Source organism: Microcoleus sp. T3_D1 (genome assembly GCF_036700405.1).
Lineage (GTDB): Bacteria > Cyanobacteriota > Cyanobacteriia > Cyanobacteriales > Microcoleaceae > Microcoleus.
Window position 1 is genome coordinate 43,873 of the sequence record NZ_JAUBOV010000027.1, and the last position, 21,161, is coordinate 65,033.

Below are 21,161 nucleotides of genomic sequence, written 5' to 3' on the forward strand. Positions count from 1 at the left end.
TCAGCGATAGACAGGTCTCCCTTATAAGTGACTTTTAAAGCTTGACCCTTTTGATAATCAAATGTTACGGTTTTTCCGCTGATTGCTCCTGAGAAGCTATAAACGGAATTTGGCTTGCTGGTGTCCACTGTGAAGCTGGGAGCGGTTATAGAGGTGTTTAATATCGCACTCCCTTCGGTATCGGTGTCGGTCACTCCAACAGTTTTCAACAAATCAGCTAGAGACACGTCTCCCTTATAGGTGACTTTTAAAGCTTGACCCTTTTGATAATCAAATGTTACGGTTTTTCCGCTGATTGCTCCTGAGAAGCTATAAACGGAATTTGGCTTGCTGGTGTCCACTGTGAAGCTGGGAGCGGTTATAGAGGTGGTTAATATCGCACTCCCTTCGGTTTCGGTGTCGGTCACTCCAACAGTTTTCAGCAGGTCAGCTAGAGACAGGTCCCCTGTATAAGTGACTTTTAAAGCTTGACCCTTTTGATAATCAAATGTTACGGTTTTTCCGCTGATTGCTCCTGAGAAGCTATAAGCGGTAGTGGGCTTGCTGGTGTCCACTGTCAAGCTGGGAGCGGTTATAGAGCCTGTTAATATCGCACTTTCTTGGGTGTCGGTCACGCCAACAGTTTTCAACAGGTCAGCTAGAGATACGTCCCCCGTATAAGTGACTTTTAAAGCTTGACCCTTTTGATAATCAAATGTTACGGTTTTGCCGCTGATTGCTCCAGAGAAGCTATAAGCGGAATTTGGCTTGCTGGTGTCCACTGTCAAGCTGGGAGCGGTTATAGAGCCTGTTAATATCGCACTCCCTTGGGTGTCGGTCACTCCAACAGTTTTCAGCAGGTCAGCTAAAGAAATATCACCCGTATATTTAGCTGTTACCTTGTCTTTAGTTACGCCAAATTCTACTTGTTTTTCACTGACGGTTCCAGTAAATTTATAAGTTGGCTGGTCGGTGTTTAAAGCGCCTATGATTAAGCTGGGATTGTTAATTGAGCCGGTTAATATCGGACTTGCTGTAGTGGTAGGAACTCCCACAGATTTCAATATATCTGCTAGAGAGCCAGCACCGTTATAAGTGGCTGTAATTGAATCCGCTAGAATCTCAAAAGTTAATGGTTTTAAAGTATCGAGGATATCTTGGAGGGCTTTTTGTGCGGTTGCAGATATGCTAACGTTGGCATCTTCTAAACTTTTTTCTACTTCTGACCAAGAAGAAGAGAGCAATAATACCGAAGCATAATTTGCCATCATTTCTGGAGTAAACGCAGAGGCAAAATTGCCTTCTCCTAGAGCGACTTCTAACTCCCAGTCACCGCCCAATGCCGCATTCCCAGTTAAGTTCGCTGAGGCCGCAATATTTGCGCCACTCAAAGTCCGTAATTTGGCGATAAATTCTGTACCTGCATCTCCTGCGGCGACTTGACAGCCATAAAGAAACAAGCTCGGTGATACACTTTCACGGGCTACAAACCACTGTTTCAGTTGTTGGGCATACTTGCTCAGAGTATCTAGGCTGAGTTGGGCATTTCCCAAATACACGCAACCGGGCGCACCGTGGGAAACAATATGCACTCCCGTAATATCGCGACGATTAGCAAGTTCTTCAGTAATTTGGCTAATGCCATCTTTTGTAGCGTCAAGAATAATTACTTCTGTTCCTGCTTCTACTCCTGCTGCCAATGTTTGATAATCGGCAATTTGAGCATCGATGAAAAGAATCGCCTTTTGGATGTTGGAATTAATCATGTTAATTAGGAACCCGTGTTTTTTCGGGTGATTTGTAAATTGAGAAAAATCAAACTTGCACTCTGTTCTAATTTTTTTTATTAGAAATAATTAAGTTGTTCCGTCACAACTAACCTGAACCGTTCCAACAACTTCTGCCCCATATCTCCTAACTGCTGGGTCTACGGCTCGATTTTCTGCATCGCCCGCGAGGAAGGCGTGGCCAGTCCGTTCTCCCAATTGTTCAGGTTAGAGAACACCACACCGAGACGTGCGGGAAACTGCTTTTGAATCACTCCCGTTTGTTGTCTCAGGTCACGCATAAAATCTGCCGATATAAAGTTGCTTTTTTAGCAGAAATCGCTTATGTGGGACACAACTCTACTCTTTCATTGTTAAAACCGTAGTACGGTGATCGTAATCACTCCGATCTGTGATAGCGATCGCCCGCGTCGCATTTCCCCCCGATCGCCCCTCACCCCGCCCGGAATTGCCTTTAATCAGTTAAAGTAAGAAAAATAAGCGCAAGTACCGTCACTTTTGAGCGACAATGGCATCCTCTTCCTCTGTAGCAGTTCGCGAACTCCCCTTATTTCCGTTGCCGGAAGTGGTTCTATTTCCAGGTAGGCCACTCCCACTGCAAATCTTCGAGTTTCGCTATCGAATCATGATGAATACGATTCTGGAGGGCGATCGGCGTTTCGGTGTGCTCATGTGGGACCCCAACCAAAACAAAGTCTCTGCCGTTGGCTGTTGCGCCGAAGTGATTCACTGTCAGCGCCTGCCGGACGATCGCATGAAAATTATGACTCTAGGTCAGCAGCGGTTCCGAGTGCTCGACGCCGTTCGCGAAAAACCCTATTTAGTCGGTCTAGTAGAATGGATCGAAGACGCACCGCCGCAACAAGACCTCAGACCTTTGGGAAAAGATGTCGAACAACTGCTGAGAGATGTAGTTCGCCTCTCCAGCAAATTGATGGATCAGCCGATCGACCTCCCGGAAGACATTCCCAGTTTGCCCACAGAATTGTCGTATTGGGTTGCCAGCTACCTTTACGGCGCAGCGACAGAACAGCAAACTCTTTTAGAATTGCAAGATACTGCTGCGAGATTGGAACGCGAAACCGAAATTTTGACTTCTACTCGCAATCACTTGGCAGCGAGGACTGTACTGAAAGATACACTCAAATAGTCAATGGGGCAGGCAAAAAGTACGATCGGTTTTGCCTGCATGGAAGCAAGAATCACACAGAGTCATACCATTTTCGATTTTCGATTTTCCCATTGGAGATTAAATAATTGAGAATTAATAGACCTTTTACACAAATATATAGCAACGGGCAAGATGCCCGTTCCACAAAAATAAATTATTCTGTGGAACGGGCATCTTGCCCGTTTCTAAATTAGATGCTTGTGTTAGAAAATCACGACCAACCGAAACCCTACGATGCAGTTAGAGGCGGTCAACTGCCACCTCCTGTGGGCGGTGTAGTGCTCGGCGGACTAGCAGGAGTTAAACATCGGCTGTCTAGTTCTGTCAACGAACATCGAATTGCCGCCCTGAGAGAGACCTTGAATTACGGCGATGCAGGCTTAAAAATAGTCATCAAGATTTGTCAAAGCGAAACAGGGACTGTGCAGCGGGCGGCCTGCGATTTGCTTCGACAAAGGCTGAATTCGATCGCCCGCGAAAAATTACAGGCCTTTGTAGCTTCAAGTTCAGATTCAGAAGCTGAGTTAGATAGCACGGAAAAAATATTAAAGCACTCATCCGGTGCAGTCTCAGAAAAAAATTACGATCGGCAAATGTCCGAAGCACAGTTAATATTTGAGACAATTACGCAGCAAATGCAACCAAATTTGTTGCTATTAGAAGCACTGGTAGCCTCTGTAGAACGCGAAGAATTTACCAGCGAACTGATGAATCTTTGGGAACTATTAATCTTAGAAATTCAGGAACCTCTCAAAGAACTGCGTCAGGCTGTTGGCAGTGCGATTTCCGCCCAACTGCGGATTCAGTGGCTGTACAATCAAGCTGAATCTCAAGCCAACCAGTGGCAGCAGCGAGCTTTGCTAGCTCTTCAGACACAGGAGGAGAATTCAATCCGCCTCGCCGTGGTTCGCAAGCAGGTTCAATTCGATCGGGCTGCAGAACTAAAAATTGACTTAGACTACCAAACTGTGCGAGTAGAAACTCTCAACCGCAACTTGCTGGCTTTGGAAAGTAAGATTGCTCAAGCTAATTCCAAGAAAGAGATCCTCAAAATGCAGCTTCATTTTGCTAAGGTACAGCAGCAAATAGACTTCACTTTCAGCCAAGTCAATAGTATATTTTTTAGTCCTTAGTTGTCGAATTCTGCGGTTATATATTATTGCGTGATCTCAAACTTGTCTGACGCAAAAATGTATTGCTCCACTTAAAATGGCCTTCTCTAGCTTAGCTCCATCCAGATTAGCGCCGCACAAAAATGCCCCGCTCAAATTAGCACCGCTTAAATCAGCTCCTCTCAAGTCAGCGCCCTCAAGGTTACTTTCACACAAAAAAGCGTTTCTCAAGTTTGCTTTTCTGAGAGTCGCTCCCCGCAGTTTAGCTTCGCTGAGATTGGCTTTTTCTAGGTTTGTATTGTCCAAGCAAGCATCTAGGAGGTTCGCTTCCATCAAGTTGGCGTTTTGCAAGTTTGCTCCGCTCAAATTAACACCTATCATTTTGGTGTCGCTCAAGTTGGCGTTTTCCAAGTTTGCTTCAATCAGGTCAGCTCCTGTTAATCTGGCGAAACTTAGATCGGCTCGGCTCAGGTTAGCCCCATTGAGTTTTGTCATCACCAGGCAAGCATTCTTTAGCTTGGCAGCTATTAAGTTGGCCCCCCTTAAGTTCGCCAAAGCAAAATTTATTTCCTTGAGATTTGCACAGGCTAAATTAATATGAATTAGGAAAGCTTCTCGCAAAGAAGCCTCTTTCAAGTTGGTTTCATGAAAATTTCTTTCTCCGGCTGCGTATCGCTTGAGAAGTTCATCAGCATTCATCTCGCCAGCCTCCTAAGTTTTACTTAAAAAGTATAGTACATAAAAAGAAATTATACTACTGACACTAAGCTGTAGCAACCAAAGATTTTTAAAGTTTCTGTGTGATTTTTTAATTCTTCGAGTGCCGAGCGAACAAATGCTTGGCAGGCGTTAGCCTCAACGTCCATAAAGAAAATATATTCTCCGAGCGATCGTTTAGTGGGTCTAGATTCAATCCGACTTAAATTAATACCGCGACTGGCAAATACTTGCAAAGGTTTTACCAGTGCTCCCGGCATATTGGCTGGTACGCTAAAAGCTAGCGAGGTATGGGTGCAATTAGACGCTGAAGCATCGAGGATCAACTTAGAAGCAGATTGGGTAATGGATTTAAGGGATGAGTGATCCCCTGGTTCTACGTTGGCGATTTCTCCCAAACTCCTGCTGAGTACCCAAAATCGAGTGTAATTATCGGGATAATCATTAATGGGGTGAGCTAAAACTGGCAAATGGTAAAGTTCAGCAGCTCTTGGCGAAGATATCGCTGCTACATTTCTATCTTCCAGATATTGCAATGCTTCCGTGGTAGAATTCGCCGGAATTAATTGAGCTGAGGGAATAAACTGCCCCAACCATACCTGACACTGAGCTAGCGCTTGCGGGTGAGAGTAAACTTTTTTAATCTCGTTAAAATTTTTAGCATTAGACACTAGGGCGTGGGAAATTGGCAAAACTAAGGCGTGTTGAATGCGGAGTTGATCGAGTCGCCACAGTGTATCTAATGTGACAGTGACGCTGCCTTCGATCGAATTTTCGACGGGCACCACTGAATAGTCAACCTGCCCTACGGCCGATGCCTCTAGCGCTTGAGAAATGGTGGAATAAGGACACAGGGTGCATTCCAAGTTAGTATTCAGGCTCAACCAATTGACATAAGCTAGAGCCGCTGTTTCTGCATTTGTACCAACAGGGCCGAGATGTGCGATCCTCTTCGAGGGCTTCGCTAACGAAATTTTCATTTAGAGGCAATTTTAGGTTACAAATGTTTGCTTTACTCTCATCAGCTAGGAAGTATGATGAAAAATTAGCGATGTCCCGAAAGGTTTTATCAGTGATTTCTCGGATGACATTGCTGGGTTAGCGACAAGCGTGCGCGACAAGGGTGCGCGACTGATGTCACCTTAAAAAAGGTGATACTTTATTAAGATATGCTTAGGAATCCTATATTTTGATATTTTCTCATGTATATCCGCTTTAATTCTTCCCAATCCGTTGAGCTCGCCGTACCAGAGGAACGGGTTCCCATTCAACATTATCTGCGCCAGCCGAGGCGACTGGTGAACGCCCTTGTCGATCGAAGTCGCACACAACAGCTAAACGATGACTGTTTCCGCCTGAAAATGCGACCGTTACAATTTATGATGCTGAGCATTCAACCCACAGTAGACATGAGGGTGTGGGCCCAGTCGGATGGCACAATCAATTTGGAGTCCGTCGCCTGCGAAATTCGGGGCGTGGGTTATATCAACGATCGCTTTGCTCTCAATCTCAAAGGAAAGCTTTGTGTACACCAAAGCAGCGGGGTAGCATACTTGAAGGGAAAAGCGGATTTGGAAGTGCAAGTAGAATTACCGCCGCCGTTTTGGCTGACGCCCAAACCCATTTTAGAAGCAACGGGGAACGCTTTGCTCAAGAGCGTACTGCTGAGCGTCAAACAGCGGTTGATGCACCAGTTGCTCTTAGATTACCGCCGCTGGGCAAGCAGCGAAAGTGAGCTAAGATCGATCGCTCTCCCCCCAATCTTATCTTTAGAAGGGTGAAATCCTACTAGAGCAAGACTTAAGTGCCAAATAGTTTACTGAACTTGTCCATAGTTAATCACCCTTGAGGAAGTTTTATGTTTGCTGTCAAGCGAGCGCTAAAACTAAATAACAGAGAAGCGACCTTGATGGCGAAACACGCAGGATTCCGGCGCGTAGTTTTCAACTTCGGGTTGAGCCTGCGGACTCAAATGTACAGCGAGGGGAAATTTACCGACTCGAAGGTACTCAACGAAGTCAAGAAAGTTCTCACCAATCATGTCAAGAAAAAGCCTGAATTCGACTGGATGAACCAGTTATCTAGTCGAGTTTATCAAAACGCTTTGATTGACTTAAAAGATGCGTTTAGTCGGTATCGTTCCGGGAAAGCAGGTCATCCGAGATTCGCCAGTCGCCGCTGCGGCCAATCTTTTACGGTTGATTCATCTAGCGGTAAAGTTTTGCTAGTCGCTGGGAAAACTATTAAAATTCCTACGCTGGGAACTTTTCGACTTTTTGAACCATTAGAGTGTGGCTTCGTCTCCCAAACTTTTACGGTTTCAAAAGAAGGCAATCGCTGGGAAAGTTTCCTTCTGCGTTGATGCAGATCGTTTACCCGTTCAGCAGCCTGAAAGTTCTGTAGGAATTGATGTCGGTGTTAACTGTTTTGCAACCCTGTCTAACCAGCAAGTCTTTAATGCACCAAAACCGCTAAAGCAAGCGAAAACCAAGCTTGCCACTTTACAGCGCCAGGCGTCAAAACAGGTACGGGGTTCTCAAAACCAGCGCAAGACCTACAACAAGATTAGGCAACTCCACGCCCGGATAGCTCGCATTCGCTTAGATTTTCTTCAGAAGTTGACAACTTATTTAGCCAAAAAATTTAAACTAATTAAGATTGAAGACTTGAATATAAAAGGCATGATGGCGAATCATAAGTTGGCAGGGGCAATATCTGACCTCGGATTTTACGAGTTCAAACGTCAACTCGATATGGCGTGCAAAATGTATGGAGCTAACTTAGTGTTGGTAGACCAATGGTTTCCTAGCACTAAAACTTGTTCCAATTGTGGTACAAAAAAAGATATGCCACTAAGTATTCGGACTTTTAACTGTCCTGCTTGTGGCATATCTTTGGATCGCGACTGGAATGCTAGCCTGAATATTGTGAATTGGGAACCCTCGGCTTGAGGGGGATAGCCTACTTATCTTGGGATTAGCCGTCTACCCAACAGCGTAGGAAGTGAACTCGAAATTGTGTCTAAAAATGAGTTTAGGCAAGTTTAGATAAGTTTTACAAAGCAGAAGCTGTTAATTAATGTATAGGGATATTTAGGCACCAATCAGGCGACTGACCACAATATTAGTTAGACGCTCGAATTGGGCATCGGTCGCTTTGTGGGAACTAGCCAACAGCGATAGATAGATAGCTGCCGGTCAGTCAAGATCGATTTGAGTGATCCCTCCAAGTTCATCGTCTTCGATTATTCCCACCCCCCCCGGCAAAGGAGTTGACCTGTCTTTTGAAACTTCGTCCTTTGGGCGGACTTCGCGCTGCGGTGGCTTGATTATTTTGCCCGGTTGATTCGTTGCGGCCACCCGAATCCTGATTTTTGGCCCGGAATTGCCCAAGCGAATGGTCATCCCGTCCACAACTGACACCTGAGCGATCGGTCTATCATTTACATAAGTGCCGTTAGCCCCAAAATTAATAATTTCCCAGCCGTGGGCGTGATTCCACAGTTCTACGTGGTGGCGGGAAACTACAGCGCTGTAAATAATTACATCATTGTCGTTCGATCGACCGATGCGAACCACCGGTTCTGATTCAAAACACCAACTTTGAACCGGGACAGACTGGATAGGATGTAAAAGAGTTAAGGTAATCACTGATGTTTTGACACTCCACCGCCAGACAGAAACGGGGATACTTCTAGAGAGATTTTTTGGGAGAAAACTGCAAAAAATTTGATTTTTAAAGCCGTCGTCAGTGGGCAACTATTCCGTCTATCGACCCTAAAAGTCGAACTTTTGGCTGCTTGAGGCATTTGAACAAACTTTTGATGGTTAGCTTTTGGCGCAGGCGCAAATTTTTGCTGTTGTCGGTAACAACCAAACACGATGTTATTAATCGGGTGAACTTCCCAGTGATGGACAGCGGTTTTAACCGCTTGATTAATTTGGTCGGTGAGGGAGCGATTGTGCCGATGGGTGAGCCGCTCAATTCGATCGGCCAAATCACCCTTTTCCGGCTGACGAACCAGAGAATTTAACTCAGACCCGCGCTGGTTGCAGCGCTGATTCGTGTTCTCGATCGGGCGACAGTCACTGCTCAACGTCTCGCTGTTTATAAAGAAAGAAGTTAACCAATTATTAATCCTGGGGTCTCTAGATAAAATACTTGTTGGGTGTATCTGAGATGTTGCACCATTCTCAATTACTTGTTTAGGAACAGGCAAGATGCCTGTTCCACAAGAAAATTCACTCTTTGTGGAACAGGCATCTTGCCTGTTCTTGAGAATGGTGCAAGATGTGAGTTGTATCAAACAGCATAGGTCTTTTTGAGTTGCTAACATTTTCCTTATTGATGCGATACCTTTAAAATACAATGCTTTGAGCAGCACTGGAATTTGGAGCGACAACGCATCACTCTCTCATAGCGAAAATACCGATCGACCTTCCTCGCGCGCGCCGCCCCAAAATGCGATCGGCAATTAGTCCCCCGGCGAGCGGGAAGGCCAAACTTCAGCTCAAATCTGACTCAGGCGGCTCCGGTTTCGGCTCTGGTCGGACAGATTCTTGCCTTTGCCGCTTCAACTCTGCAACTTTTTCTTGAGCTACATCCCTGACTTCTAGAGCTTTATCTTGGAATTTTTCCGCCAAACTTTGAGCGCCCCGCTTCACACCTGCCACATTTTTGAGAGTTCTGTCGAAATCTTCGTGTAAAAACTCTGCTACCAGACCGACTTTTTTGTGCAGTCCCTCCGCGTACTGCACGGGTTCCGATACAGCAGCTTCAGAGACGATCGCCCGCTTGCTGCCTATAGTCGAAATAGCTGCCACAGGTAACAAGTAAATGTCGTCTAAAACACCGCGCCAGCCGCTCGATTTAAATAGGTAGTGGGTGACTGAACCCGTGCGGACATCAAATAGGTAGTCAACCACTGCACCTGCCTGATTCCCAGCATCCGTGAGTACCTCAAGCCCGATCGGACAAACAGCTTGTTCCGGCTGATGAAGTTCCGGCAGTTCCGGGTTAATGGTGACAAAAACATTTTCCCCCACCGTATCAACTTGCGCCCAAGCGAACCAAGTTTTTTTGCTACCCAAAAGTCCCGACTTGCAAGTAAAGCCGATCGCCCGCTGGGAGTGAGCATCGAGCCAAACCCGATCTACCCTGCCGACCTCTTCCGCCGTTCTGCGGTCGATGGTGCGGCGGTTGAGCAGTTCGCTGCGCCTAACAATCTGTGGTGATGTACTCATAAATAAACTCCTGAGTGCCGCCTTTGAAAAATCTCGATCGTCCAAAGAAGCCGATTTAATATTCTTCTTCCGAATAATGGCGATTATTATCTGCCTGGGTTAACTCCTCCTCTTCCCTGGAAGTGCCAACTTCTTTTTGGTCGGGAACAGGAATCGTGCTAATGTGCACGCCGGCCGAGGGAGCGTGAATTTCCTTAGCCTCCCTGGGCTTGACGCTAAGAAGTCCTAACTGGACTGAGGACTGATTCGGGCCTACGTTGATTTGAATTTTCGGCCCTGAGCGAGCCAAGTGAACGATCAGACCGTCCACAATGGGAACCTTAGCGATCGGCTTACCATCGAGGTAAGTGCCGTTGGTACCTAAATTGATCAGTTCCCAAGTTATGCCGCTGCGCCGCAATTCGATGTGGCGACGAGAAACCACAGCGCTAAAAAGAACGACGTGGTTTTCCGTCGAGCGCCCGATCCGGACGACCTGCTCGTCTTCAAAGATCCAACTGCGGACGGGTATAGACTGGAGTGGATGTAGCAAGGTCAGCTTAATCACATTGGCAGAATTGAGTTTTGGTAGAGCGCCTCAAGATGCGATTTTAGATTTTAGACTTTCGATCGCCCAATCCAAACTCGATCTAAGAGATTTGAAATAAAAACGTAACCAGGTCTCCTTTGCCCAGAGAGATGCGGTCTCCCGGTCGCAACCGGTGGCGGTTTCCCTTGGGTAGTGGAGTATTGTTGACGTAAGTGCCGTTGGAACTGCCTACATCTTCTAGGTAGCAAGCATCTCCCTCCACCCGGAGATTTGCGTGTACCCGAGAAACTATCTCAGAATTAGCAAATCCCGAAACATCAATATCCGGCGGAACTAAGTCATTTGGCTTGCCTATGTGAACCACAGACAGACTGTGAGGTAATTCGATCGGCGTATTCGTCTGAACGTGTAGCAGGCGCGCCGACTGCTGTTGCAGTTGAGTTTTAGCTACACCTACTGGCTGTGGGCCCGGAACCGGAGGAGAGATATTTACTGGTGTTGCCACCGATTCAGTTGTAACAGGAACCGAGGGCGAAGGGGGGGGATCGGGAATCGTCGGAAGGCTGGCGGGAGTTTTTTCCAAGTTGAGCCCCTTATTCAGGGTAACTAGAGGTTCCATTGCCATCAAGGGATCGGGTGGCACTAAATCGGGCGCCGGTGACGATACCACTGTGGGGCCTACAGGCGAGGGGGACGTTACTGTCACCTCAACTTCTGGAACTATGGAACCCGGACGCAAGTTAAAGCCACACTGACCGCAAAATGCTGCATCTGTCTGAACTGCTGCACCGCAGTTCGAGCAACTTGCGGTAACAGGTAAAGGCGTGTAGCAAGCCTCACACTGGCTGGCCCCGTCGGGGTTCTGGTGATTGCAATTGGGACAGACAATCATCGATTTCTCCTTGCTATCGGCCAGATTTTCAAATCAGCCTCATAAAAATACTCGTCGTGTATATGGTCAAATTTTAACTTTAACCGCCACAATTCTTATATTGCTTCTAATACTAGCAACTGAGCTGACGCCGTGACGTTAGCTGTGATGGGCAAGATTGAGTTAGTGATAATGCTGACTGTGTTGGCACGCTGGCGGCTCTGTCGGCTATTTTACGGAGGAGCCAGCAGCCACATCGAGCAGCCACCAAAGTTCGCCTTCTGGTTGAACGAGTCTGGCTGGATAGGTCATTTCGTCGGCTGCGGGGGCAAAAATTTGAGCCAGGGCGGGTTGTTTGCTGGCTCCTGCGACCATGAAGATGACGCACCGGGCGCGGTTGATTAAGGGGACTGTAAAGGTGATGCGGGGTTGACCGTCTTTGTTGCCGACAGTTACTAGGGCGTCGCGGACTTGTAAGGCTGCTGTGCCTGGGAATAGAGAAGCTGTGTGGGCGTCGTCCCCTATGCCCAATAGAATGATGTCGAAAGCAGGAAACTCGCCCTCGGATACTTTGAAGAACTGCTGCAATTCGATTTGGTGCGCCGAGGCGTCGGCTGCGGGGTCGCCGGCGCCTGTGGGCATGGGGTGGATGTTGCTGGCGGGGATATTTACTCGATCGAGCCACGCGAGGCGCGCCATTTTTTGATTGCTGTCTGGGTGTTCTGGGGGAACGTAGCGTTCGTCGCCCCAGAAGACGTGAATTTTGTCCCAAGGCAGGTCTTGGCCCGAGAGCGCTCTGTAGAGCGGTTCTGGTGTGCTTCCGCCCGCTGCGGCGATCGTACAAACTCCGCGTTCTGCTATGGCGGAGTGGATTTTTGACAGGACAATCCCGAGCGATCGATCTATTAATTCTTCCCGATTTGCTAATACTTCTACTATTTTTTTCATCAATTTCCTTTCTCTCTTTCCTTGGGTGTTGTTCTCAGCAATTGCCAATTTTACCTTGACATTTTGGTTTGAGGTCGAGCGGCTGACCGACCCGGCAGGCCGGGCACAGCATCCCATAAGATTTTATCATCAAAAAAATGGGCGGAGCGAAGCGGATGGCCCAAACCCCGTCCTAAAAGGACGGCTTTACATGAATTTTTGTTAAGTTATACCGTTTCACACAAGACGTGCTAGTCTGTGAAATAGCTTATTTAAGGTCAGCATGACACTAAAAGCCTTCAGCTATCGATTCTACCCAACGCCGGAACAAGAAAGTTTGTTGCGACGTACTTTGGGTTGTGTTCGTTTGGTCTACAACCGTGCTTTAGCCACAAGAACGGAAGCTTGGTACGCAGAACAGAAACGGGTAGGCTATGCTGAGACTTCTTCAATGTTAACCGAATGGAAGAAAACCGAAGAACTAGATTTTCTCAACGAGGTTAGTTGCGTACCGTTACAGCAGTGTTTGCGTCACCTACAAACGGCTTATACCAACTTTTTTGATGGGCGGGCAAAATATCCTAACTTCAAAAAGAAACGCAATGGTGGTAGTGCAGAATTTACCAAGTCAGCATTTAAGTTCAAAGATGGACAAGTCTACCTAGCAAAAAGCACACAAGCGTTACCAATTCGCTGGAGTCGGACACTACCTGATGGTGCAACACCATCAACCTTAAGCGTAAAGCTTGCACCATCAGGCAGGTGGTCAGTTTCTTTGCTGGTAGATGTTGAAATTGAATCATTACCCAGAACAGATAATCAAGTCGGTATCGACCTGGGAGTTACAAGCTTGCTCACTGTAAGCACTGGCGAAAAGATTGCCAATCCCAAAGGATTCAAGGCAAAATATCGCAAGCTTAGAAGAGCGCAGAAAGCTTTAAGCCGGAAACAGAAAGGGTCAAACAACCGTCATAAAGCACGGCTTAAAGTAGCGAAAGTGCATCAAGAAATTACTGATGCAAGGAAAGATAATCTTCACAAGTTAACAACACGGTTGGTGCGTGAAAACTTGCGCCATCGCCGTAGAAGACTTAGCTGTGAAGAATATGGTTAAAAACCCCAAACTTGCCGCTTCTATAAGTGATGCAAGTTGGGGGGAATTAGTCAGACAACTAGATTACAAGTGCGATTGGTACGGCCGTACTTTAATTAAGATTGACCGATGGTTTCCGAGTTCAAAACGGTGTGGCAATTGCGGACACATCGTTGACAAGATGCCGTTGAATATCCGGGAATGGAATTGTCCTAATTGCGGGACGCACCATGACCGAGACATCAACGCGGCAAAGAACATTTTGGCGGCAGGGCTTGCCGTGGCAGTCTGTGGAGCGACTGTAAGACCCGAACAGAGTAAATCTGTTAAGGCTGGTGCGAAATCCCCGTCAGGGACGGAAGCAGAAACCTAAGTCGTGAGTCTTAGGAATCCCCGTGCGTTTACGCCGGGGTGGATGTCAACTTATGCCCCTTGATTGGAGGAAAGCAAGACATATTCCTACCAGTGCTTTATGGATTTTCACCTGTTGCATTGAGCTGTCACAACTTTCAATCAAAAGTTCGATCGTACTCGGAGCATCTGGGCAGAAAGTAAAAAGCGTTTTTTGGGACTCCGATCCGTCCCGCACAGCAAAGTCTATAAATATAGCCAGCCGGACGATCGCACACCGACCGTAAAAGCCAAACCGAGATGAGCCCGATCGCACTTACCCCGGCCTTGCAAAAATAATCAAGATTGATGTGGTAGACTAGGAAAAATAGTTTTAAATCCGCACGCTCGGATGGAAGCAAAACTATGTCAAGTTTTAAGCGATTTCCTACATCTGTCCGCTATCTAATAGCGCGGTTGCGCCACTGGACGCAACCGGCGGTTTGGGCTCCGTTAGCCGTGCTCTGTGCCGGGGGGTTATTTATCTGGGAGGTATCTGTAAATCCAGAAAGGTTGAGCATAGATGGCGAAGAAGAAGCAGCCTCAAACAATTCAGGTTCGCTGCCGGGGCTGTCTGCCGAAGATAGCGCCATTGCGGCGGAAATCGACAGCTTACCAGTGCTAGTCAATCAGTTAAATGGCTCTACTGCTTCTGAACTGAACTTGTTAAATTCATCAGTAGTAAAAAGCCAAGGTTTATTCGAGGAACTTCGAGATCGGGACTTAGAAACTCCTCCGCCCTCTTCAGCCCCCAAGCGGGTAGGAAGCAGCGGATTTGTACCATTGCCAAATTTAGCAACTCCTGCTGTCGAGGCCGGAAACAATAACCCCCCAAATTCCAGCTTGCCAAGTTCAAACGCAACATCCGCGTTGAGTTTATCGGGCAGTGGGAGACTGACTTCCGGGATAAAAACGATCGAGCCTGAGTCTGGGGGCACAGCGACAGCAACTTTATCGCAGGCGTCGAGTGATGCTAATTCAGATAAACAAAACGAAAATTCTTTGCCTTTGAGTCCGCTGCAAGCAGCTATGAAAAAATACGTCGTTGCTAACCCTTCGGCAACGGTGGCTTCAGGTGAGAAAACTGCAGACGAGGCTACATTGCTCGATCGACCCGCTTCCGATCCGGCTGCTGTAAATGCGACAAATTTGCTCCCAACGACCGCTACAGCTCAAGGTGGAGCAAATCCTGTGAATGTTCCCACAGCACTTCCCCCACTGGTGGCTCCGACAAATACTGTGAGCAAGGAATCTCAAGAATTCTTAAAACCGACAGCTACAGTCGCTGAATCATTGGCTGGGTTAAATTCCAGAGTGCCGAACCTCCCCGAAATTAATGCAGGGGCTGCACCGGTGGCTTTGCCGAAAAATCCCTACCAAACTAATTTATCGGGCTCAGGCTTCGCACCTGAAGTTCAACCTGTGGCACTTCCAGTAGCCATACCTTCGCCAACACCTTTACTTCCCAATGTCGGTTCATCTCCCTTTCCAAATGGGATTGGGGGAAGCAAGATAATTAGCCCTCAATTCTCTCCCAATTCAGCGAATTCTCAATTTCAAACACCTCCACCGAGTCAGCTTAACTTGCCGCAGCAGCCTAACTTTGGAGTTGTTCCCCAAAACACAAATCAGGGCGTGGAGCCCATTCAACCTCAAACTTTTGCTACACCCCGCTCTCTGGCTCCGGGACGCTACATTGGCGGCGGCGAAATCAATACTTTTTCTAATCCTTAAATGAAGGAAGTTCGGCCACGAAAACGATATTATCAATTCCCAATACTTAGGCTATGCGGTTCCTGGCCTTCGACTTCGGTTCTACTCAGCGTCGTCGAAGGCAAAGGAGCCGAAGGCGGTCGAATTACAGTACAAGTTCCGAATTAGCCATTCCCAATGTTAGCGGTAAAACGGGAGCATCTCAATAAAAGCAGCCCAGCTAGAAATTGGAGTTTTGAGGCAGAAGGCAGGAGGCAGGAGGCAGAAGGAAAGAGGAAGAAGGAAGGAGCCAGAAGAAGTATTTTTACAAAGATGAGATGCTCCCGGTAAAACTTACCTAGCGGCGGCCCGCACCAACAACAATCCCCCGATTCCCAAGCCAAACACGATCGGCAGCCAAGCCGACAGAATCGGAGTCAAAACAGCTTTCACGCCCATAGAACTGGTGATGAAAGAAAATACGTAGTAAGTAAAAATCACAACTACGCTAATACCAAAACTCGTTCCTCGGCCGGAGCGGCGCGGTTGAGTTCCCAAAGCGGCTCCCACTAAACCAAATACCATGCACACGAAAGGAAAAGCATATTTTTCTTGAATTCGCACCTTTAATTTGCGAATTTGCGGTTCGTCGCCACTGTTTTTAAGGATATCCAAACGCTCTAAAGCTTGGGCAATGTTCATTTCCTTGAAATCCCGCGCTCTCGCAGCTAAATCTAAGGGCGTGCGGGGGAGTTGCAACTGCTGGTGTTGAAATCTAACTATATTGCGGTAAGAGCCGTCAGGAGCAACTATATAAGCGGTTCCATTGAAAAAATCCCAGGTATTTTCTGAGGGATTCCAAGTAGCTGATTCTGAAGAAACGATTTGATTGAGGCCTGGGGTGGAGCGATCGATAATTGTTAAACCTTTCATTCGCTGGCCGTCAAATTGTTCTGCATAAAAAAAGCGGGCGAGGATTTCGTCGCCGCCTTGTTCTGGTTTGCGAAATTCTGTGTAGATAATATTTCTATCTTGAAATATCGGTTTTTCTCGCTTCAGGGCTCTGTCTAAAGTCAGAGTTGCTCTGTAGCTGGCGGCGGGTACAACTAACTCTTGCAAACCAAAGGTTAATCCTGCAACAATTAAACTCATTATCACAGCAGGCAGTATCAATCGGTAAACGCTGACTCCGCAACTGCGGAGGGCGATGAGTTCGCTGTCGCTGGACATTCGGCTGTAAGCCATTAAGGTTGCTAGCAGCATTGACATGGGGAAAGCCAATACTACGAAGTAGGGAATTTGCAGGAGAAAAATTTCTATTGCTGCGCCGTAGGGGAGGCCGGATTCTGCTACTCTGCGGACTAATTCAAATAAAGCTCCAACTGTGACGGCGACGGATGTAAAGAGTCCGACGCCAAATAAAAATGGGCCGATTAGTTCTTTGGTAATGTACCAGTCCATTACTGAAATTCTCGGCAGCCAGTTGATGGGATTGAAAGAATTGGATATTGCTATTTTCATAGTGGCGCGTTCTCGCAGATTGCTCCTCAATCTAAAATCTAAAATCTAAAATTCTGCCGTTTGCCGAATGCCTTCAAAAGACTATCGCACGAAGTTGTCGCCCAAGTAATACTGTCGCACTAAAGGGTTGCTGTAGAGTTCTTCTTCAGCCCCGGAGGCTAAAATTTGGCCGTCTCGCATGATGTAGGCTCGATCGGTAATTTCGAGGGTTTCTCGGACGTTGTGATCGGTGATGAGGATGCCGATTTTACGATCGCGCAGTTTAGCAATAATGGTTTGAATTTCGTCTACGGCGATCGGATCGACGCCTGCAAACGGTTCGTCTAAAAATAGGAACATGGGCCCGTCTCGCCCTGCGGCTAATGCTCTGGCTAGTTCAGTCCGCCGCCTTTCTCCCCCCGATATTTGAATTCCCAAACTAGATGCTATTTTTTCTAAGCGAAATTCTTGCAATAGGAAATCGACTCGCTCGCGCCATTCCCAGCGCGGCACTTGAGTTTGTTCTAAAACTAACAAAATGTTGTCCCGCACGCTCATGTTTCGGAAAATGCTTGCTTCTTGAGCGAGATAGCCAATTCCCAAATGTGCTCGCTGGTGCATCGCCAATTTAGTGATGTCTAAATCGTTTAGCCAAACGGTGCCTTGATTGGGTTTTTCTAATCCGGTTGCTATGTAAAATGTGGTGGTTTTGCCGGCACCGTTGGGGCCGAGCAGTCCTACGATTTCTCCTTGGGCTACTGACAGGTTGACGCGACTGACTACATTGCGTTTTCCGTAGGATTTGTGAATATTTTCGAGTACAATTTTCATTTTCGCTCCCGGCAACCTCTACAAGCTCAATTTCAGACTGCAGCTTTGTGCGATCGAGTCTCTAATTTAAATTTTACCTTTTCAAGTTTGTGAGTTTTATAAAGACGAAATTTCGCATCTATCCCAAGTAGTATGTTTTGGCTGAGGCGAAATTTCGCTGCTGCGAGCCACTGTTACCGGGGGGCTGTAGTTGGACGTGGGGAGCCCAATGTATTTTGGGCTGCCGCATCTTGTTCGGGGGCAACCAGATAAACAGATTCTACCTGTCCTGGGTTGTCTGGCAGGGCAATAAACCGCCCTTCGTCGATGAGGTATGTTATGGTTTCGCCGCGCAGGCTGTTGCCCTGCTGCAAGACGTAAACATCTCCGCTGAGAATGATCCGGCGCTCACGGCTGAAGTATTGAGCTTGAGCCGCAGTTGCTTGTATTTGGCGGGCTGGATAGTTGATTTGGACGTTGCCGCGGGCTGTCACGATGCCGGTTTTGGAGTCGGCTTCTTGAATGTCCGATCGCACGCTGAGGGTGCGGGGCGCGTTGGCTTGCGAATAGGTGGGAGAGGCGATCGCGCCTGCCAGAGTCAGGGGCAACAGCAGCGATAATCCTTTGAATATTCGCGAATTAAGTAGTTTAGCGGAGAGCATCATAAACTTGGAGCCTCAATATTTGTGAAATTGCTGAAGGGCATTATCTCCAGTTAGATATTTTATCTTAACGGTCAGAAAGATTTTCGTGAGGTCGATCGATTGACCCGAAAGTCTCAACCAATTATCCTAGCAAGACAACCGCGAATTTTATTGGCTGTTTTGCTCAGTGGCTGGAACTGTCTTAACCGGGAACGGGCAAGATGCTCGTTCCACAGCCAATCAATCTGCTTGTGCAGCGGGCAACAAAGCCAGCCCTCCTCTGTGTAGAGGCAAAGTCTACTGCACACCCTAATACAAACATTTATTTAACTTTTATTTAACTTTTCGGTACTTTGACAATTCGCGGCAATTGCAAGCCGGCAACTTCTGTTCCTGTTAACAACGGTACAAATTCAGCGACTTTTTCCGGCCCTGCTTGTTGCAAAGCGCTCAAAAGTTTAGCACTCTGTCCGAGCAAGTCTTCAACGGCAATTCCAGCATAACTGGGCTGATAATAACTGAGCCGATTTATTCCTTCTCCCAGCAAGATTACTGCACCACGCCAGTTGTGATTTCCTAAGTGATAAAGCGCGACCGCAATTTGCAATATTCCCTGATAGAACCTTTTTTCCGGCTCGCCGGCTTCCATCCACAAAGCCTCTAAAATATCGTGACAAGCATAAAAGTCTTGGCTGTTAAACTGTTCGATACCTTGCCAAAACTCGATCGGCATTTCCTCTGTCATTCGATTGGGGATTGGGGATTTTCGATGGCGGATGTGTGTTTGAGTAGGCGGCGATCGATTTTTGTTAAATAGCTAAGTCTTAAAAATAGGAAAAATAACGACCTTTTTTCAAAACTACTGCCATTTCACGACCGCCTACTTAACCGATTACATAGTGTCTCTGACAGCTTGAATCTGATCCATTCCTATTTCCTGATTAGTTCCAGCGAAATCGTTATCTGGCGTCAGAAATAACATACAGTGACACTCTTTGCGCTCGCGCATGGGAATGCAGGGACAGTTCCAGTAGGCGGCTTTTACTTCGGCTTCTTTATCTTCGTAATGACGGCAAGGGCATAAGGGAGCACCTAGTTCATCCTTGTGTTTTGCTAGTCCTTCTATCACGACAGCAGTGACGGAAGGCTCGGAACAAAAGTATGTTCCCGTTCGCTTGGCATAGGTTTCGGAGAAATTCTTCATCGCCTCCAAAGTTTTTTCGTTGGAAAGTTTAGATTTTTCTGTTGTGTTCATAGTTGAGGATCGGAGTTGAGGATGCTACGAGCTTTTAATAATTGTAGCGCAGTATGTGATTTTAAACACTTGTATATTTCTGTTTACTTACAAGGAGGAAAACCTTGACAAAGATTGAGTTTTAGGTTGTTGGTTTTTTAGGGGTTTTTGTCTATCCCGGAGGGTGCGGGAAACTGGCTGCAGACCCGGTTTTTGAAGCAGCCAAAAGATTTGGGCGATCGATCGCCCTCAACAATCATCCCCCAAAGGGGATAAAAATCGGATAAGATAGCACGGCGCTCTTTCTGTGACGGCTATAGGCACGGCATCTGATGGCAACTTCCCCGAACCGCACCCACAGCAAACAATCTCCTCCGTCTGGGCTGATTTGGCCGGCTGACACCGAGTTAGTCGGATTAGTGTTTGAATTGACTCCCGCCGCTGCTAGCTATCTGTACGCGCAGTATGCTATAGGTTTGCACGCTTGGTTTTTAGGTCAAGTACAGCAAACTGACCCGGATTTATCGCAACTTTTGCACGATGAACAGTCAGAAAAAGCCTTTACTATTTCGGGATTGGAAGGCGATTTGCTCCCCGGCGGCAAAGAATTTCAGCTTTTGGGCGATCGCATTTATCGCTGGTACGTAACAGGACTTTCAAAGCCAGTAGTGCAGTGGCTAAGTCAGTGGCTGCAAAATTTGCCCCAAGAGATAGATTTGCGAAATGCTCCGCTGCTAATTCGCTCTTGGGATATTGCTTTTCCTCCCACAACTTACCAGCAATTATTAACAGCCGAACCCCCATTTTCGCCAACCATCAAACTTAGTTTTGTGACTCCTACAAGCTTTCGTAGCAAAGGCCATCACTTCCCTTTGCCAGTTCCCGAAAATGTTTTTCACAGCTATTTGCGCCGCTGGAATAACTTTTCGGGGGTAAATTTTGACCAAGCAGAATTTTTGAATTGGATTGATGAAAATGCAATTATTAGCCGCCACAAATTGGAGTCGCAAAAGGTAGCGGCGGGAAAAAAAGGCATGGTAACGGGGTTCACTGGGGCTGTGGAATTTGGGCTAGGGCGATCGGCTCACAATCGCCCTGATTTTGTACAATTATTTTATGCTTTGGGGCGGTTAGCGCCTTATTGCGGCACGGGGCACAAAACAACTTTTGGATTGGGACAAACGCGATCGCAATGGCTGACGGAAGCGCTACCTGAAGTGTCGATACAAAGCGTATTGGCGGCGCGAATAGATGAATTGACACAGAAGTTTATGGCGCACAGAAAGCGTAAAGGCGGAAGTCGCGCTGCTGAGATTGCTGAAACTTGGGCGACGATTTTGGCGCGCCGGGAATTGGGGGAATCTTTGTTGGATATTGCTGCTGATTTGGAAATGCCTTATGAAACTGTGAAAACTTACGTGAAGTTGGCAAGAAGGGCTTTGAAAGTGGAGGATTAGGGCGA

General features: G+C 47.1%; 24 protein-coding genes. 9 read left to right on the forward strand and 15 right to left on the reverse strand.

Translation table 11 applies throughout. The annotated features are described in order from the left end of the window. Both QT992_RS14460 and QT992_RS33610 read right to left on the reverse strand, forming a co-directional pair. On the reverse strand, positions 1-1,745 hold a 1,745-nt coding region (locus tag QT992_RS14460), incomplete at its 3' end, for a DUF4347 domain-containing protein (RefSeq protein WP_333377146.1). A 161-nt stretch (positions 1,746-1,906) separates the two neighbouring features. Then, a complete protein-coding gene (locus QT992_RS33610; RefSeq protein WP_445251084.1) occupies positions 1,907-2,047 on the reverse strand; it encodes a helix-turn-helix domain-containing protein in 141 nt (46 codons plus the stop codon). Positions 2,048-2,274: 227 nt separating this feature from the next. Between QT992_RS33610 and QT992_RS14465 the strand changes: the two genes are divergently transcribed. Next, on the forward strand, positions 2,275-2,916 hold the full coding sequence (locus QT992_RS14465) for an LON peptidase substrate-binding domain-containing protein (RefSeq protein ID WP_015174045.1): 642 nt from the start codon (positions 2,275-2,277) through the stop codon (positions 2,914-2,916). Between the two features lie 215 nt (positions 2,917-3,131). Next, positions 3,132-4,070, forward strand: a complete 939-nt coding sequence (locus QT992_RS14470) for a PspA/IM30 family protein (RefSeq protein WP_333313490.1) — start codon at positions 3,132-3,134, stop codon at positions 4,068-4,070. A 36-nt stretch (positions 4,071-4,106) separates the two neighbouring features. Here QT992_RS14470 and QT992_RS14475 read toward each other — a convergent pair whose 3' ends face one another. Next, positions 4,107-4,748 carry a pentapeptide repeat-containing protein gene (locus QT992_RS14475; RefSeq protein ID WP_333313488.1) on the reverse strand — a complete coding sequence of 214 codons (642 nt, stop codon included), beginning with the start codon at positions 4,746-4,748 and terminating at the stop codon, positions 4,107-4,109. Between the two features lie 50 nt (positions 4,749-4,798). Then, complete coding sequence (gene pheA / locus QT992_RS14480) at positions 4,799-5,746, reverse strand: prephenate dehydratase (RefSeq protein ID WP_333313486.1); 948 nt, start codon at positions 5,744-5,746, stop codon at positions 4,799-4,801. Between the two features lie 222 nt (positions 5,747-5,968). Here pheA and QT992_RS14485 point away from each other — a divergent pair, with 222 nt between their 5' ends. From QT992_RS14485 to QT992_RS14495, 3 genes are all read left to right on the forward strand, one after another. After that, positions 5,969-6,547, forward strand: a complete 579-nt coding sequence (locus tag QT992_RS14485; RefSeq protein ID WP_333313484.1) for a DUF1997 domain-containing protein — start codon at positions 5,969-5,971, stop codon at positions 6,545-6,547. Between the two features lie 77 nt (positions 6,548-6,624). After that, positions 6,625-7,128, forward strand: a complete 504-nt coding sequence (locus QT992_RS14490) for a helix-turn-helix domain-containing protein (RefSeq protein ID WP_333313482.1) — start codon at positions 6,625-6,627, stop codon at positions 7,126-7,128. Continuing rightward, a complete protein-coding gene (locus QT992_RS14495) occupies positions 7,058-7,717 on the forward strand; it encodes an RNA-guided endonuclease TnpB family protein (protein WP_333313480.1) in 660 nt (219 codons plus the stop codon). The genes QT992_RS14490 and QT992_RS14495 overlap by 71 nt, the downstream gene beginning before the upstream one ends. A 246-nt stretch (positions 7,718-7,963) precedes the next feature. On the opposite strand, the gene QT992_RS14500 is transcribed toward QT992_RS14495, so the two are convergent. The 6 genes from QT992_RS14500 to pgl all read right to left on the reverse strand — a co-directional run bounded on the left by QT992_RS14500 (position 7,964) and on the right by pgl (position 12,357). Then, positions 7,964-8,416 carry an FHA domain-containing protein gene (locus QT992_RS14500; protein ID WP_333313478.1) on the reverse strand — a complete coding sequence of 151 codons (453 nt, stop codon included), beginning with the start codon at positions 8,414-8,416 and terminating at the stop codon, positions 7,964-7,966. Then, positions 8,413-8,985: a hypothetical protein gene (locus QT992_RS14505; RefSeq protein ID WP_333338835.1), complete on the reverse strand. Its 573-nt coding sequence runs from the start codon at positions 8,983-8,985 to the stop codon at positions 8,413-8,415. Before QT992_RS14505 ends, QT992_RS14500 begins: the two co-directional genes overlap by 4 nt. A 286-nt stretch (positions 8,986-9,271) precedes the next feature. Next, a complete protein-coding gene (locus tag QT992_RS14510) occupies positions 9,272-10,009 on the reverse strand; it encodes a PRC-barrel domain-containing protein (protein ID WP_333338832.1) in 738 nt (245 codons plus the stop codon). A 55-nt stretch (positions 10,010-10,064) separates the two neighbouring features. Further along, positions 10,065-10,556 carry an FHA domain-containing protein gene (locus tag QT992_RS14515; protein WP_333338829.1) on the reverse strand — a complete coding sequence of 164 codons (492 nt, stop codon included), beginning with the start codon at positions 10,554-10,556 and terminating at the stop codon, positions 10,065-10,067. 82 nt (positions 10,557-10,638) lie between these two features. Continuing rightward, positions 10,639-11,430 carry an FHA domain-containing protein gene (locus tag QT992_RS14520; RefSeq protein WP_333313473.1) on the reverse strand — a complete coding sequence of 264 codons (792 nt, stop codon included), beginning with the start codon at positions 11,428-11,430 and terminating at the stop codon, positions 10,639-10,641. A gap of 207 nt (positions 11,431-11,637) precedes the next feature. Next, on the reverse strand, positions 11,638-12,357 hold the full coding sequence (pgl, locus tag QT992_RS14525; protein WP_333338827.1) for a 6-phosphogluconolactonase: 720 nt from the start codon (positions 12,355-12,357) through the stop codon (positions 11,638-11,640). Between the two features lie 262 nt (positions 12,358-12,619). Between pgl and QT992_RS14530 the strand changes: the two genes are divergently transcribed. From QT992_RS14530 to QT992_RS14540, 3 genes are all read left to right on the forward strand, one after another. After that, positions 12,620-13,450, forward strand: a complete 831-nt coding sequence (locus QT992_RS14530) for a transposase (protein ID WP_333313469.1) — start codon at positions 12,620-12,622, stop codon at positions 13,448-13,450. Then, complete coding sequence (locus QT992_RS14535; RefSeq protein WP_333377149.1) at positions 13,398-13,802, forward strand: RNA-guided endonuclease TnpB family protein; 405 nt, start codon at positions 13,398-13,400, stop codon at positions 13,800-13,802. The genes QT992_RS14530 and QT992_RS14535 overlap by 53 nt, the downstream gene beginning before the upstream one ends. 383 nt (positions 13,803-14,185) lie before the next feature. Further along, a complete protein-coding gene (locus QT992_RS14540; protein WP_333313468.1) occupies positions 14,186-15,553 on the forward strand; it encodes a hypothetical protein in 1,368 nt (455 codons plus the stop codon). A gap of 312 nt (positions 15,554-15,865) precedes the next feature. Here QT992_RS14540 and QT992_RS14545 read toward each other — a convergent pair whose 3' ends face one another. The 5 genes from QT992_RS14545 to QT992_RS14565 form a co-directional block, all read right to left on the reverse strand. Then, positions 15,866-17,032 carry an LptF/LptG family permease gene (locus QT992_RS14545; RefSeq protein WP_333342224.1) on the reverse strand — a complete coding sequence of 389 codons (1,167 nt, stop codon included), beginning with the start codon at positions 17,030-17,032 and terminating at the stop codon, positions 15,866-15,868. Between the two features lie 81 nt (positions 17,033-17,113). Then, complete coding sequence (lptB, locus tag QT992_RS14550) at positions 17,114-17,842, reverse strand: LPS export ABC transporter ATP-binding protein (RefSeq protein WP_333034782.1); 729 nt, start codon at positions 17,840-17,842, stop codon at positions 17,114-17,116. 173 nt (positions 17,843-18,015) lie between these two features. After that, positions 18,016-18,486, reverse strand: a complete 471-nt coding sequence (locus tag QT992_RS14555; RefSeq protein WP_333284367.1) for an LptA/OstA family protein — start codon at positions 18,484-18,486, stop codon at positions 18,016-18,018. 316 nt (positions 18,487-18,802) lie between these two features. Further along, on the reverse strand, positions 18,803-19,210 hold the full coding sequence (locus QT992_RS14560; RefSeq protein ID WP_333313463.1) for a DUF309 domain-containing protein: 408 nt from the start codon (positions 19,208-19,210) through the stop codon (positions 18,803-18,805). A gap of 147 nt (positions 19,211-19,357) precedes the next feature. After that, on the reverse strand, positions 19,358-19,720 hold the full coding sequence (locus QT992_RS14565) for a ferredoxin-thioredoxin reductase catalytic domain-containing protein (RefSeq protein WP_172186333.1): 363 nt from the start codon (positions 19,718-19,720) through the stop codon (positions 19,358-19,360). A gap of 311 nt (positions 19,721-20,031) precedes the next feature. Between QT992_RS14565 and cas6 the strand changes: the two genes are divergently transcribed. After that, positions 20,032-21,156: a CRISPR-associated endoribonuclease Cas6 gene (gene cas6 / locus QT992_RS14570; protein WP_333377151.1), complete on the forward strand. Its 1,125-nt coding sequence runs from the start codon at positions 20,032-20,034 to the stop codon at positions 21,154-21,156. The last annotated feature ends 5 nt before the right edge of the window (positions 21,157-21,161 follow it).